Genomic DNA, 14,685 nt, shown 5'->3' on the forward strand with positions numbered 1-14,685 from the left:
TACCGGAATTATCGATAGAACAGGACTGCAGGATACGCGTACACTTTAGACTGGGAAGGGCGCCGTTAGCGGTGCGCTGGCTATCGGGTTGACCGCATTGTGCGCGCCAGGGGTTGCCGACGGCGCCAGACATGGCATCATAGCGCGCTAACCGTTATCATGCAGTTAATGTAGTTGAAGAGAAGCGACAGTGATTACCACATTATATAAATATTTTACCTTTGAATCCGCCCACCGTTTGCCCCATGTCCCCGCGGGACACAAATGTGGCCGGCTGCATGGCCACTCCTTTCTGGTACGTCTGGAAGTGACCGGCGAAGTGGATCCCCACACCGGCTGGATCATGGATTTCGCCGAATTGAAAGCCGCCTTCCAGCCGCTCCTGGAGCGGTTGGACCATTATTATCTCAACGACATCCCCGGCCTGGAAAATCCCACCAGCGAAGTGCTGGCGCAGTGGATTTGGCAACAGCTCAAGCCGCAGCTGCCGCTGCTGAGCGCCGTGACCCTGAAAGAAACCTGTACCGCGGGTTGCGTTTACCGCGGCCATTAATGCGTACCACACCAAGAGCCGGTTACCTCTATCGCGGCCGCTAACGCGTTCCACGCTAGGGACCGGTACGTTCATCGCGCCGGACGGTCGACCGCCCCCCGAGAGTGCAAAGGCCGGTCGGTATAGAGTCCAAGGGGACCTCAGGCTACGCACGTGTGCTGGCCCCCTTCTCTCCCGGATAAATGATGTGGCGGGCCCCTGTCAGGCGATATTGAGGTATTTGTGGGTTTGCATCGACAAGCGCCAATTACGGGCGATACAGGTTTCGATACACAAGCGGGTAGCCGCCTGTTTCTGACTGATGGGCTGTAGCGCGATAACCCGCTGTTTGGCATCGTGCAGGGTCGCTAATAGCGCGTCCAGCTCATCGATATCTCGTTGACGCGCTACCGGATGTTTGATTTCATCGCTGCGGCCCAGCGCCTGCGCCAGCACCGGCAATCCACCCCGCATGTTGATTTTCGGCGACACCGTTACCCAGGTTTGCGGCGTGCAGCGCACGTCCTGGGTTCCGCTGGTTTCAATCTGGCAGCTAAACCCCTGTTGCTCCAGCGCACGGGTCAGCGGCATCAGGTCATGCAGACAAGGTTCGCCGCCGGTTATCACCACGTGGCGGGCGGTCCAGCCCTGCTGTGCGATTAGCGCGATGATCTCTTCCGCCGTCAGGCTGGCCCAGCGGCTACTGTCGGCGGTTTTCAACGGGATGTCCCCCGCCGCCACCCTGTCGGCCTCGTCCTGTTGCCAGGTATGTTTGGTATCGCACCAGCTGCACCCCACCGGGCAACCCTGCAGACGAACAAATATCGCCGGCACGCCGGTAAAGTAGCCTTCGCCATGGAGGGTCTGGAAAATTTCATTAAGCGGGTACTGCATAACTTTCTCGTGATGACGGCTGCTAATAAGACTGAGTATTGTCTGCCCGGCGGAAATCGCCAGCCGTTTCCGGTTTGGGCCACAGCGGTGAATAAAAAAAGCCCGCCGAAGCGGGCCTGAACGCTCTCAGACACTGCTCAGGGGCCCAAGGGCCGCGGAGCAGGACTGAGTGCCGGCGTTACGCCTGGCCTTTGACTTCACGCAGACCGTTAAACGGCGCGCGGTCGCCCAGCGCTTCTTCGATACGAATCAGCTGGTTATATTTCGCCACGCGATCGGAACGGCTCATAGAACCGGTTTTGATCTGGCCAGCCGCGGTGCCTACCGCCAGGTCGGCGATGGTAGCGTCTTCGGTTTCGCCGGAGCGGTGGGAAATGATGGTGGTATGGCCTGCATCCTTGGCCATCTTGATGGCCGCCAGCGTTTCGGTCAGCGAACCGATCTGGTTAAACTTGATAAGGATCGAGTTGGCAATTCCTTTGTCGATACCTTCTTTCAGGATCTTGGTATTGGTGACGAACAAATCGTCGCCTACCAACTGGATTTTGTCGCCCAGTACTTTGGTCTGGTAAGCGAAACCGTCCCAGTCAGATTCGTTCAGGCCATCTTCAATGGACACGATCGGATACTGTTTGGTCAGGTCTTCCAGGTAATGGGTGAACTCCTGCGAGGTGAAGGTCTTACCTTCGCCTTTCAGATTGTAGTTACCGGTGGTTTCTTCAAAGAATTCGGAAGCCGCGCAGTCCATGGCCAGGGTGATGTCTTTACCCAGCACATAACCGGCTTTCTCAACCGCTTCCTTGATAGCGGCTAACGCCGCGGCGTTGGATTCCAGGTTCGGCGCATAGCCGCCCTCGTCGCCCACGGCAGTGCTCATGCCTTTGCTTTTCAGCACTTTCGCCAGGTTATGGAACACTTCGGAACCCATACGGACCGCTTCTTTGATGCTTTTCGCGCCGACCGGCTGGATCATGAACTCCTGAATGTCGACGTTGTTGTCGGCATGTTCACCGCCGTTGATGATGTTCATCATCGGCAGCGGCATGGAGAATTTGCCCGCGGTACCGTTCAGCTCGGCGATATGCTCATACAGCGGCATGCCTTTGGAGGCGGCGGCCGCTTTGGCAGCGGCCAGGGACACGGCCAGAATAGCGTTGGCGCCGAATTTGGATTTGTTTTCAGTGCCGTCCAGGTCGATCATGGTTTTATCCAGCGCGGCCTGATCTTTGGCGTCTTTACCGGTCAAAGCCTGAGCGATGGGACCGTTTACCGCGTCAACCGCTTTGGTGACGCCTTTGCCCAGGAAACGGGATTTGTCGCCGTCGCGCAGCTCCAGCGCTTCGCGCGATCCGGTTGAGGCGCCCGACGGCACGGCAGCCAGACCAACGAAACCACCCTCCAGGTGAACTTCTGCTTCTACGGTCGGATTTCCGCGGGAGTCGATGATTTCACGGCCAATGACTTTTACAATTTTGGACATTCGTATTTCCTCAGTACAAGTTAAAACACAATTCCTGACGGGCTGCCAGCGCCGCTCGCGCCGCCCCCTGTTTTTATTTCTGCGCCCGTTTCTGATAGTCGCCCGCGGCTTTAACGAAGCCCGCGAATAACGGATGACCATCGCGCGGCGTCGAGGTGAACTCCGGGTGGAACTGGCTGGCGACAAACCACGGATGATCCGGGTATTCGATGATTTCTACCAGCTTATTATCCCCCGACCAGCCGGCAACGCGCAGGCCGGCGGATTCGAGGTGTTTCAACAGCATGTTGTTGACTTCATAGCGATGACGGTGGCGTTCCAATATGGTGGCCTCGCCGTACAGCGACCGCGCCAGGCTATCGTCCGCCAAATGGCAGGGCTGGCTACCAAGGCGCATGGTGCCGCCCAGATCGCTCTGCTCGCTGCGCATTTCCACATTGCCGTCTTCATCACGCCATTCGGTGATAAGCGCCACCACCGGGTATTTACAGTCTGGCACAAATTCAGTGGAGTTGGCATCCTGCATCCCCGCCACGTGACGGGCGAATTCGATCAACGCCACCTGCATCCCCAAACAAATACCCAAATACGGGATCTTTTGTTCACGCGCGTACTGCGCGGTGAGGATTTTACCCTCCACGCCGCGATAGCCGAAGCCGCCGGGAATAAGGATAGCGTCCAAATCTTTCAGTATTTCGACGCCGCGGGTTTCAACATCCAGGGAATCGATCAAACGGATATTCACCGTCAGACGATTTTTCAGGCCGGCGTGTTTCAGGGCCTCGATTACCGACTTGTAGGCGTCCGGTAAGGCGATGTATTTGCCGACCATGCCGATAGTCACTTCTCCGACCGGATTCGCCTGCTGGTAAATCACCTGCTCCCACTCAGACAGATCCGATTCGGGACAGTTCAAGCCGAATCGTTTACAAATATAATCGTCCAGCCACTGTGATTTCAATAGCGCCGGAATTTTATAAATCGAATCAACGTCTTTCAGCGAAATTACCGCCTTTTCCGGCACGTTGCAGAATAAAGCAATTTTCGCCCGCTCTTTATTGGGCACCGACCGATCGGAGCGGCAAATCAGCACGTCGGGCTGAATACCAATGGAGAGCAGCTCTTTCACCGAGTGCTGGGTCGGTTTGGTTTTCACCTCCCCGGACGCCGCCATGTAAGGCACCAGGGTTAAATGCATGTAGAGGGTATGCTCGCGCCCAACTTCCACCGCCATCTGGCGGATGGCTTCCAAAAACGGCAGCGATTCGATATCCCCGACGGTACCGCCGATTTCCACCAGCACCACATCATGACCCTCGCCGCCTTCAATAATGCGTTCCTTGATGGCGTTGGTGATATGAGGAATGACCTGAATGGTGGCGCCCAGATAGTCGCCGCGGCGCTCTTTGCGCAACACGTCGGAGTAAATGCGGCCGGTGGTGAAGTTATTGCGGCGCGACATTTTGGTACGAATGAAGCGCTCATAATGCCCCAAGTCCAGATCCGCTTCGGCACCGTCTTCGGTCACAAAAACCTCGCCGTGCTGGATAGGGCTCATGGTACCCGGATCCACATTGATATAGGAGTCCAGCTTCATGATGGTAACGTTAAGGCCCCGGGCTTCGAGAATAGCCGCCAGGGAGGCTGCGGCAATGCCTTTACCCAAGGAGGATACGACCCCGCCGGTTACAAAAATATAGTTTGTTGTCATGCTGAACCTGAGAAATTAGGTGTAAAGACGGAATAACCAAGACGGGAAAGCAGTATACCTGAAGCCGCATTGCGCCACAAATATTCGTTTTGGTTCACAGCACACGCCTGTTGGACTTCCGTATCGCCTAGCGCGCCGCAACAAGGTTAAAATACAGTCAAAAATCAATGATATAGAATAAAATTAACTTTTAATGGCGATAATTGCACCCTTGGCGTAAACGCCTTAGCTGATGCCTGAGCATCTTCGGCTGCCGCAGCCTCGCCTGTACCCCCGGCGGCGCACCGGGCCGTTGCGCGCGCGGCGCTTTACCTGCCGCCTGCGCGCCTCTTTGCCGCGTCTGCGTCTCTCGGCCGACAATGTAGCGCGCTACTGCGCTTTCTCCCGGCGCTTTACCTGTTGCCAGGCGTCCTCTCTGGCCTGCCTCAGGTCAAGCCCCTGCGCACCGATAATCGCCTCCACCTGGCGGAATCGGCGCTCGAATTTGCGGTTGGCCTGCTGCAGGGCGATTTCCGCCGTCTGGCTCAGATGGCGCGACAAATTCACCGTCGCGAACAGCAGATCTCCCACCTCCTCCGCCAGCTTGTCCGAATCGACCTGCGGCTGGCGCGCCTCATGCATCACTTCGTCGATCTCTTCATGCACTTTCGCCAACACCGGCGCCAATGTCGACCAGTCGAATCCCACCGCCGCGCCGCGCTGCTGGATTTTTTGCGCTTTCATCAGCGCCGGCAGCGCGGCGGGAATATCATCCAGCGGCGACAGGCGGGACTTTTCCGCCCGCTCCTGCGCTTTGAGCCGTTCCCACTGCTCGCGATGGTCCGTCGGCGCGCCCGGCGCATCGCCGAACAGGTGCGGGTGCCGGCGCTCAAGTTTGTCGCTGATGGCATCGCAGACCGCGGCAAAATCAAACCGCCCTTCCTCACGCGCCAGCTCGGCGTAAAACACAACCTGAAACAGCAGATCGCCCAGCTCGGCGCGCAGGTCACCATAGTCGCGGCGCGCGATGGCATCGAGCACCTCATAGGTTTCTTCCAGGGTGCAGGGTGCAATGGAATCCAGGGTTTGGCTTTTGTCCCAGGGACAGCCCGTTTGCGGATCGCGCAAACGGGTCATAATGGCCAACAGCCGATGCAGCGCCGTAGCGGCATGTGGTTCAGACATAAAACGCCCTTTGACGCGTCAATTGCCGTGCAGCCGGCGCGCGTCGATGACGTCCGGCAGTTGGTTGAGTTTCGACAGCACCCGTCCCAGCACCTGCTGGTTATAGATTTCGATATCCATATCGATGGTGGCCAGCTGTTTTTTCACATCGCTACGGCTGGCGACGCCCAGCACGTTGACCTTCTCGTTGGCCAGAATCGTGGTGATATCACGCAGCAAGCCGCTGCGATCGTTGGCGGTCACTCTCACCACCAGCGAATAACCGCTGGTGTAGCTCTCGCCCCACACCGCGTCAACGATGCGCTCCGGCGCGTTGGCCTGCAAGTCCGCCAGCTGTTCACAATCGGCGCGATGGATGGAGATGCCGCGGCCCTGGGTGATAAAACCGGTGATATCGTCCCCCGGGATCGGCTGGCAGCAGCGGGCAATATGGTGCATCAGGTTGCCTACGCCCTCCACGACCACCCGGCCGTTATCGCGGTTGCGCGGCACCGGTGGGGTTTTCTGCGTCAGCTGGCGCAGCGCCTGTTTGTCTTCCTCTTCGGCGCTGGGCTTGTTTAGCTTGCTCTGCAGATAATTGACCATCTGATTGATGCGCACGTCACCGCCGCCGATGGACGCCAGCAATTCATCGAGCGTATTGACGTTGTAACGCGGCAGCAGCAGTTTTTTCGCCTCGCGCATGCTGATGCCCAGATGCTCCAGTTCTTCTTCCAGCAGTTGACGCCCGGCGGCAATGTTCTTGTCCCGGTCTTGCTTGCGGAACCAGTTATGGATCTTGGAACGCCCGCGGCTGGTGGTGACATAACCTAAGTTGGGATTCAGCCAGTCGCGGCTCGGATTCGGGTGTTTCTGGGTGATGATTTCAACCTGATCGCCCATACGCAACTGATAGGTAAACGGCACGATGCGGCCGCTGATTTTGGCGCCGATGCAGCGGTGGCCGACGTCGCTGTGGATATGGTAGGCGAAATCCAGCGGCGTGGAACCGGCCGGCAGATCCACCACGTCCCCTTTCGGCGTAAACACATACACGCGATCGTCGAACACCTGGCTGCGCACTTCGTCGAGCATTTCGCCGGAGTCCGCCATATCTTCCTGCCAGGCCAGCAGCTTGCGCAGCCAGGCGATACGCTGTTCATAGCCGGAGCGACCGCCGGTAGTAAGGACAGTGCCGCCCTCTTTATACTTCCAGTGGGCGGCTACGCCCAGCTCGGCATCTTCATGCATCTGGCGCGTACGAATCTGGATTTCTAGCGTTTTGCCGCGCAGGCCCAGCACCACGGTATGGATTGACTGGTAGCCGTTGGGTTTCGGGTTGGCGACGTAATCGTCGAACTCGTCCGGCAAGTGGCGAAAGTGCGTATGTACAATGCCGAGCGCGGCATAGCAGTCCTGCAAACGCTCGACCACCACCCGCACCGCGCGCACATCGAACAGTTCGTCAAATTCCAGCGTCTTTTTCTGCATTTTGCGCCAGATGCTGTAGATGTGCTTCGGCCGGCCGTAAATATCGGCCTTCAGCCCTTCCTCCTGCATGGCCTTGCGCAGAGAGGCGACAAAATCCTCAATATACTGTTCGCGGTCGATTCGCCGCTCATGCAGCAGCTTGGCGATACGCTTGTATTCATCTGGATGCAGGTAACGGAAACAAAAATCCTCCAGCTCCCATTTCAACTGGCCGATGCCGAGACGGTTGGCGAGCGGCGCATAGATATTGGTACTTTCTTTGGCCGCCAGCACCCGTTCGTCTTCCGGCGCATCCTTCAATTCGCGCAGATGGGCGATACGTTCGGCGAGCTTGATGACTACGCAGCGGAAATCCTCGACGATCGCCAGCAGCATGCGGCGCACGTTATCCACCTGCTCCGGCGCCATCGAATCGTTATGGGTTGCCTTCAACTGGCGGATGGCGTCCATATCGCGCACGCCGTGCACCAGTTCGACGATGTTCTTGCCGAACTCAGCCTCCAGCACCGTCTCTTCCACTACGTCGGCGTCGGCGAGCGGAAACAGCAGCGCCGCGCACAGGCTGTCGTTGTCCATGCTGAGCATGGACAATATTTCCACCATTTCAATGCCGCGCCACAGCAGCAGGGGGGCGTCCGGATGGTCCTTGCACCGCTGCTCGCAGTAGCGCCAGGTGTCGGCCAGCCGTTCACTTGATTGCGGATTGGCGAGGCCCAGACTGGCCACCCAGTCGTCCACGGCAAATTCGCCCGCCGGATTCAAATGTGCACTTCTTACCGCAACCATACCCACTCCCTATCTTGCAGAGATGCCGGAACGCTTGATAAATAACGCCATCGATTCAAGATGGCCGCTATGCGGAAACATATCCAGCATCGCCAGGCGTGCCAGGGTGTAGCCTGCCGCCAATAAAATTTTGCTATCCCGCGCAAGCGTCGCCGGATTGCAAGAAACATAGACAATGCGCTGCGGCGCCCACGCCGCCAATAGAGACATCACGCCGGCCGCACCCGGCCCTGGCCGGATCGAGCAATATCTTATCAAATCCGCCGGCGGCCCACGGCTGTCGCATCACATCCTGCTCAAGATTTTCGTGAAAAAAAGTCACGTTACTTAGTGAATTACTCTGCGCATTATATTGCCCATTCGTTACTAACGCCGCAACCCCTTCCACGCCCGTCACCTGCCCGCTTGAACGTGCCAGCGGTAGAGTGAAATTGCCCATGCCGCAAAACAGATCCAGTACCCGATCGCCGGGGGTCGGCGCCAGCCAGTCCAGCGCCTGGGTCACCATTTTCCGGTTGACCTCATCATTAACCTGGATGAAATCGCGCGGGCTGAAACGCAACGTCAACGCCGCTACCCGGTAAAAAGGCGGCTCGCCGCTTAAACAGTTCAGCCGATCACCGTCAGGCGCCAGCCAGACGCTGACCTGTTGCGCCGCGGCAAAGTCCAGCAGCCGGCGGCGGTCCTCTTCCCCCAGCGGCTGCAGGTGGCGCAGCACCACCAGCGGACCATTATCCGCCGCCGCCAGTTCAACGTGCCCAAGATGCGCCACGGCCCGCAACCATTCCAGACAGGCGCGCAAAGGCGCGATCAGCTGTTCCAGCACCGGCCGCAAAATCGGGCAGGCGTGAATATCTACTAATTCACTCGACTTTGCCTGTCGATAACCCATGCTGAGTTGGCGGCCTTTCGGGCGATAGACCAGTCCCAGGCGCGTGCGCCGCCGGTAACCATAGGCGCTGGATCCGATTTGCGCCACATCTGGCACCGCGCCGGGCTGTTCGCGCGCCATTAGCTGCGCCAGCGCCGCGGCCTTGGTGTGCTGCTGCAGCACCTGGCTGATATGCTGCTGCTGACAGCCGCCGCACACGCCATAATGCGGACAACGGGGCGTGACCCGCTCAGGGGCGGTGGATGACCTCACCGCGGCTGTATTGGCGTTTATCCTCGGTCAGACGCACTTCGGCCTGCTCGCCCGGCAACAGCCCGGGGATAAACATGACCTTGCCCCGATGGCGCGCCAACCCCTGGCCGAACGCATCCAGTTGGTCACACCAGACCGTGACCCTCTCACGGGTCGCCACGCGACGGTTTGCAGAGTAGAATTGCGCCATAGATTGCCGGAAATGCCTTTGCGATATGATCCTGACGCTATTCTCCCATATTGGACCGCCATGACCAAATACAGCTTGCGCGCGCGGATGATGATACTGATCCTGGCTCCGACGCTTTTCATTGGCTTACTGCTCAGCGCGTTTTTTGTCGTCCACCGCTACAACGAATTGCAGCATCAGTTGGTCGACGCCGGCGCCAGCATTATCGAGCCGCTGGCGCTGTCGAGCGAATACGGCATGACGTTTCACAACCGTGAATCGGTGCGCCATCTGGTCAATCTGCTGCATCGCCACCACTCCGATATTGTACGTTCCATTTCGCTGTTCGACGCCAACAATACGCTGTTCGTGACCTCCAATTATCAACAAAACATGGCGCGGCTGAAGTTGCCCGACGGCGCGCCGATGTCCGAAGGGTTGACCCTACTGCGCAGCGGCTCATCGCTTATCATACGTACCCCCATCGTGCGCGAGGACAGCCTGCCGGACGGCGAGCGCGCCTATGGTGCGGCCAGAGACTCGATAAAACCGCTTGGCTATATCGCCATCGAACTGGATATGGACGCGGTACGGCTGCAACAATATAAAGAGGCGTTCGTTTTCACGTTGCTGTTGCTACTGTGTCTTTGCTGCGCCGGGTTATTCGCTTACCGGCTGATGCGCGATGTCACCGGCCCTATCCGCAACATGGTCAACACCGTCGACCGTATCCGCCGTGGCCAATTGGACAGCCGAGTGGAAGGCTACATGCTTGGCGAGCTGGATATGCTGAAAAACGGCATCAACGCTATGGCGATGTCGCTCAGCGCCTACCACGAAGAGCTACAGCAAAATATCGATCAGGCCACGTCGGATCTGCGCGAGACCCTTGAGCAAATGGAAATCCAGAACGTCGAACTGGATCTGGCGAAAAAACGCGCTCAGGAGGCGGTGCGCATCAAATCAGAGTTCCTGGCGAATATGTGCCACGAGCTGCGCACGCCGCTAAACGGCGTCATCGGCTTTACCCGCCAGACGTTGAAAACGCCGCTTTCCCCCACCCAGCGCGATTACCTGCAAACCATTGAGCGTTCAGGCAATCATTTGCTCAGTATTATTAACGATGTACTGGATTTCTCCAAACTGGAAGCCGGCAAACTGATGCTGGAAACCATCCCCTTCGCGCTACGCGCCATTCTCGATGAGGTGGTTATCCTGCTGGCCCATACCGCCCATGAAAAGGGGCTGGAGCTGATTTTACAGGTGCAGCGCGAGGTGCCGGAATATGTCATCGGCGATCCGCTGCAGCTGCAGCAAGTGATGACCAACCTTATCGGCAACGCCATTAAATTCACCGAGCAGGGGCATATCATCATTCGCGTCAGCCGTCAGTGCCACGAGCGGGAGCGCATGGAAATCAACGTACAAATCCGCGATACCGGCATCGGCATTCCCGAGCGCCAGCAATCGCAGCTGTTCCAGGCGTTCCGTCAGGCCGATGCCAGTATTACACGCCGGCACGGCGGTACCGGTCTGGGGCTGGTGATTACGCAAAAACTGGTGCGCGAAATGGGTGGGGAGATCACGTTCCGCAGCCGCGCCGGACGGGGATCTACCTTTTGGTTCCATATTCCGCTGCAGATCAACTCTCACGCCTGGGTCGACCCCCACCGCTACGACGCCCTGATGCATAAGCGTATCGCGCTTATCGAGACCAATAGCGCCTCGGCGCAGGGCCACCCTCGAACTGCTGGCGGACACGCCCCTTGAGGTAAGTCATTACCCGGTCCTGAACGCGCTGGGGGATGCGCAGGTGGATATCCTGCTTATCGGTAAACCGATTACCGCAACGCTGTCGCTACCGGAAATGCGCTATGAGCTGCTGCAAGCCAGCGGCCATTCCCGTTGTATTATCCTGGCGCTGCCGGGCGCCTGGATGGTGGAGGCGGAGCTGCTAAAACAAATGGGCGCGGACGCTTGTCTGACCAAGCCGGTGTCCGGCCAACGCCTGCTTCCGCTGTTGCAATCGCCTCCCACGCCGCGGCCAAGCGGCGAGCCCGAGTCCGGCACGCCCTGCCTGCCGCTGACGGTCATGGCGGTGGATGATAATCCCGCCAACCTCAAATTGATTGGCGCTTTGCTGCAAGAGCAGGTGGAGCAGACCATTCTGTGTAACAGCGCCTCCGAGGCTGTCGCCTACGCTCAAAAAAAACCGCTGGATATTATTTTGATGGATATCCAGATGCCGGAAATCGATGGTCTGCGCGCTGCGGAGCTGATTCGCCAGTCGCCGCTGCATGCCCATACGCCGATTGTGGCGGTCACCTCCTATACCATTAGTGATGATCGCCAGCGGCTGTTGGATGCCGGCATGGTGGATTGTTTGGCCAAACCTATCGATGAAGCGATGCTGCGTCGGCTGTTGTCACGTTACGGTATCCACGACCCTGCGTCGCTGGCGACGCCGCGCGAGGGGCCAAGCGACGTCCGTCCGCCGCCGCTGCCTTCCGGCAACAAAGATGTTTCGCTTGATTGGCAGTTGGCACTGCGCCAGGCGGCAGATAAGCCGGATCTGGCGCGGGAGATGTTGGGTATGCTGCTGGAGTTCCTGCCCGAAATTAAACAACGGGTGGAAGCGGTAGCCAGCGGCGCCCACGACGAGCATATCGGCAGCCTGATCCATAAATTGCACGGCAGTTGCAGTTATAGCGGCGTGCCGCGGCTGCGGCGATTATGCGCCAATATTGAGCAACATCTGCGCAGCGGCGTCGAGGTGGAGGCGCTGGAGCCGGAATGGTTGGAAATGCTTGATGAGATCGAGAATGTACGCATCGCCGCCAGCGCCTGGCTAAGCGGCTAGCGGGCTCGGCCCCCGCAAGCCCTTCCGGGCTATGGAGGAATAGCATGCCAACCTGCCCGCGTCCGAACGAACCACGAGCGGGCTCAACCCCCGCAAGCCTTTTCGGGTAATGGAGGAATAGCGTGCCAACCTGCCCGCGTCTGGACGAACCACGAGCGGGCGCCCGTGGCTGAGACGGCGCGCGCCTGCAAGCGCAGGGCGGGGGTTAGCCCTTTAGCCTAGCGCCTGACCGAGCTTAACCGTCGCCGCAATATTGCGCGCCGTCATACGCACATTTTCGCCGGCGTTTTCCAGCGCCTGCTCCAGCGTACAAATGCTATACAGCACGCTAAACACCGCGTCCAGCCCGTGCTGATGCACCACGCCCACATCGGCGGTCAAACTCCCGGCGATGCCGATAACCGGCTTCTGGTAACGTTTCGCCACCCGCGCCACGCCGATCGGCACCTTACCCTGCAGCGTCTGGCTGTCGATACGGCCTTCGCCGGTAATCACCAGCGACGCATCTTTTACCAATTGCTCCAGTCCTAGCGCTTCGGTGACGATTTCGATACCCTGGCGCAATTCGGCGCCGCAAAACGCCTGCAGGCCGGCGCCCATTCCTCCGGCGGCACCGGCGCCGGACACGCGATCGACATCCTGGTCAAGATCGCTCTTGATGATGTCGGCGTAATGCTTCAACGCCACATCCAATTCGTGGATCATTGCCGGCTTCGCCCCCTTCTGCGGGCCGAAGATCGCCGAAGCGCCCTCGTCGCCGGTCAGCGGATTGTTGACGTCGCAGGCGACTTCAAACCGACAATCGCGAATACGCGCATCCAGACAGCTGATGTCGATGCGGGCTAATTTGGCCAATTGACTGCCGCCAAAGCCGATAGCGTCGCCGTTGTCATCCAGCAAGCGGGCGCCCAGCGCCTGCACCATACCGGCGCCGTCGTCGTTGGTGGCGCTGCCGCCGATACCGATGATGCAATGCTTGACGCCGTGGTCCAGCGCGCAGCGGATGAGTTCACCGGTACCGAAAGAGGTGGTTAGCAGCGGATTGCGATCGTCGCTGCGCACCAGCTCCAGCCCGCTGGCGGCGGCCATTTCAATAAACGCGCTGGCGCGATCGCCGGACAAGCCGAAGAACGCCGCCACCGGCTTACCGAGCGGGCCTGTGACCTGCACGCGGATAATTTCGCCGCCGGTGGCCGCCACCATGGCCTCCACGGTGCCCTCGCCGCCGTCCGCCACCGGCAACTTGATGTAATCGGCGTCGGGAAACACCTCACGAAATCCTTTTTCGATCTGCGTCGCGACTTCCAACGCCGATAAACTCTCTTTGTATGAATCCGGAGCGATGACTATTTTCATAAACTACCCGCTACGCCTGTTGAGAGCTGAAGCCGACGACGTCGGCATTCCGCCGGGTGAAAGAGCGCCCGGCCGGCGCCCGAGGCCGTTACTGGCGCTTTACGACAACATGAGCCAGTTTTTCATAATAGCAGGCCAGTGCGCTATGGTCTGCGCTACCCAAATCGTCTTGTTTAAGCGCCTGCATCATTTCCATGACCGCGGCGGTCAGCGGCAGCTGCGCGCCCACGCCGTGGGAGGTATCAAGGGCATTGGCCAAATCCTTAATATGCAGATCGATACGGAAACCGGGTTTGAAATTGCGATCCAGCACCATCGGCGCCTTGGCGTCCAGCACGGTGCTACCGGCCAGACCGCCGCGGACAGCTTTATAGACTAGCTCTGGGTCCACACCGGCCTTGGTGGCGAGCACCAATGCTTCCGACATGGCGGCGATATTGAGCGCCACGATCACCTGATTCGCCAGTTTGGTGACGTTGCCGGCGCCGATGTTACCGGTATGCACCACGGAGCCGGCCATCTACCCGAGCATCGCGGCATGGCGCTCGAAAGTCTGTTTATCGCCGCCCACCATCACCGACAGCGTGCCGTCGATGGCTTTCGGCTCGCCGCCGCTCACCGGCGCGTCCAGCATCTGGATGTGTTTTTCCGCCAGCGCCGCAGCGATTTCACGGCTGGCCAGCGGCGCAATGGAACTCATATCGATGACCACGCTGCCGGCTTTGGCCCCTTCGATTACGCCGTTCTCGCCCAAAACGACCTCTTTGACATGGGGAGAATTGGGCAGCATGGTGATAACCACCTCGCACTGTTCGGCCACGGCTTTCGGCGACGATGCCCGTTCGGCGCCTGCGTCGACCACGTCCTCAACTGCTTCGGTGTTGCGATCCAGCACGATCAATGCGTAACCCGCTTTCATCAGGTTTTTACTCATGGGTTTGCCCATAATCCCCAAGCCAATAAATCCAATCTTCATCGTGACATCCTCTTGATTCGTTTCATTAACGCCAGCCGGCGCGGCGTCTAGGGTTTAACCTTAAGCCTTAAATGTTCAGCCCTCAGCGTCAGCGTTCAGCCTTTAGCGTATAACCCTTTCAGCCTTGAGCCTTGAGCTTTGAA

7 protein-coding genes and 3 pseudogenes are annotated in these 14,685 nt (G+C 58.7%); 2 read left to right on the forward strand and 8 right to left on the reverse strand.

Translation table 11 applies throughout. The annotated features are described in order from the left end of the window. The first annotated feature begins 190 nt into the window (after positions 1 to 190). Positions 191 to 553 carry a 6-carboxytetrahydropterin synthase QueD gene (queD, locus tag JZM24_RS09600; protein WP_215669477.1) on the forward strand — a complete coding sequence of 121 codons (363 nt, stop codon included), beginning with the start codon at positions 191 to 193 and terminating at the stop codon, positions 551 to 553. 201 nt (positions 554 to 754) lie between these two features. Here queD and queE read toward each other — a convergent pair whose 3' ends face one another. The 6 genes and pseudogenes from queE to rlmD form a co-directional block, all read right to left on the reverse strand. Next, on the reverse strand, positions 755 to 1,426 hold the full coding sequence (gene queE, locus JZM24_RS09605) for a 7-carboxy-7-deazaguanine synthase QueE (protein ID WP_215669478.1): 672 nt from the start codon (positions 1,424 to 1,426) through the stop codon (positions 755 to 757). A 178-nt stretch (positions 1,427 to 1,604) separates the two neighbouring features. Continuing rightward, positions 1,605 to 2,906, reverse strand: a complete 1,302-nt coding sequence (gene eno / locus JZM24_RS09610; RefSeq protein ID WP_215669479.1) for a phosphopyruvate hydratase — start codon at positions 2,904 to 2,906, stop codon at positions 1,605 to 1,607. A gap of 73 nt (positions 2,907 to 2,979) precedes the next feature. Further along, a complete protein-coding gene (pyrG, locus tag JZM24_RS09615) occupies positions 2,980 to 4,617 on the reverse strand; it encodes a glutamine hydrolyzing CTP synthase (RefSeq protein WP_215669480.1) in 1,638 nt (545 codons plus the stop codon). Between the two features lie 369 nt (positions 4,618 to 4,986). Beyond that, entirely contained in the window at positions 4,987 to 5,781 is a 795-nt protein-coding gene (mazG, locus tag JZM24_RS09620) for a nucleoside triphosphate pyrophosphohydrolase (RefSeq protein WP_215669481.1), read from the reverse strand. Positions 5,782 to 5,799: 18 nt separating this feature from the next. Beyond that, on the reverse strand, positions 5,800 to 8,037 hold the full coding sequence (relA, locus tag JZM24_RS09625) for a GTP diphosphokinase (RefSeq protein WP_215669482.1): 2,238 nt from the start codon (positions 8,035 to 8,037) through the stop codon (positions 5,800 to 5,802). A 9-nt stretch (positions 8,038 to 8,046) separates the two neighbouring features. Continuing rightward, positions 8,047 to 9,371: pseudogene (rlmD, locus tag JZM24_RS09630) on the reverse strand (23S rRNA (uracil(1939)-C(5))-methyltransferase RlmD). 60 nt (positions 9,372 to 9,431) lie between these two features. Between rlmD and barA the strand changes: the two are divergent. Then, positions 9,432 to 12,210, forward strand: a pseudogene (gene barA, locus JZM24_RS09635) (two-component sensor histidine kinase BarA). Positions 12,211 to 12,423: 213 nt separating this feature from the next. Here barA and JZM24_RS09640 read toward each other — a convergent pair. Continuing rightward, the gene (locus JZM24_RS09640; RefSeq protein WP_215669483.1) at positions 12,424 to 13,566 is read right to left on the reverse strand and encodes a glycerate kinase; all 1,143 of its coding nucleotides are present in this window, start codon (positions 13,564 to 13,566) and stop codon (positions 12,424 to 12,426) included. An 88-nt stretch (positions 13,567 to 13,654) separates the two neighbouring features. Next, a pseudogene (garR, locus tag JZM24_RS09645) lies at positions 13,655 to 14,542 on the reverse strand (2-hydroxy-3-oxopropionate reductase). Positions 14,543 to 14,685: the final 143 nt, after the last annotated feature.

It is taken from the genome of Candidatus Sodalis endolongispinus (assembly GCF_018777395.1).
In the GTDB taxonomy this organism is placed as follows: domain Bacteria; phylum Pseudomonadota; class Gammaproteobacteria; order Enterobacterales; family Enterobacteriaceae; genus Sodalis_B; species Sodalis_B endolongispinus.

Bases quoted from the DNA above. Each gene is read 5' to 3' on its own strand.
- queE (WP_215669478.1), bottom strand. From the start codon at position 1,426: ATGCAGTACCCGCTTAATGAAATTTTCCAGACCCTCCATGGCGAAGGC.
- eno (WP_215669479.1), bottom strand. From the start codon at position 2,906: ATGTCCAAAATTGTAAAAGTCATTGGCCGTGAAATCATCGACTCCCGC.
- pyrG (WP_215669480.1), bottom strand. From the start codon at position 4,617: ATGACAACAAACTATATTTTTGTAACCGGCGGGGTCGTATCCTCCTTG.
- mazG (WP_215669481.1), bottom strand. From the start codon at position 5,781: ATGTCTGAACCACATGCCGCTACGGCGCTGCATCGGCTGTTGGCCATT.
- relA (WP_215669482.1), bottom strand. From the start codon at position 8,037: ATGGTTGCGGTAAGAAGTGCACATTTGAATCCGGCGGGCGAATTTGCC.
- JZM24_RS09640 (WP_215669483.1), bottom strand. From the start codon at position 13,566: ATGAAAATAGTCATCGCTCCGGATTCATACAAAGAGAGTTTATCGGCG.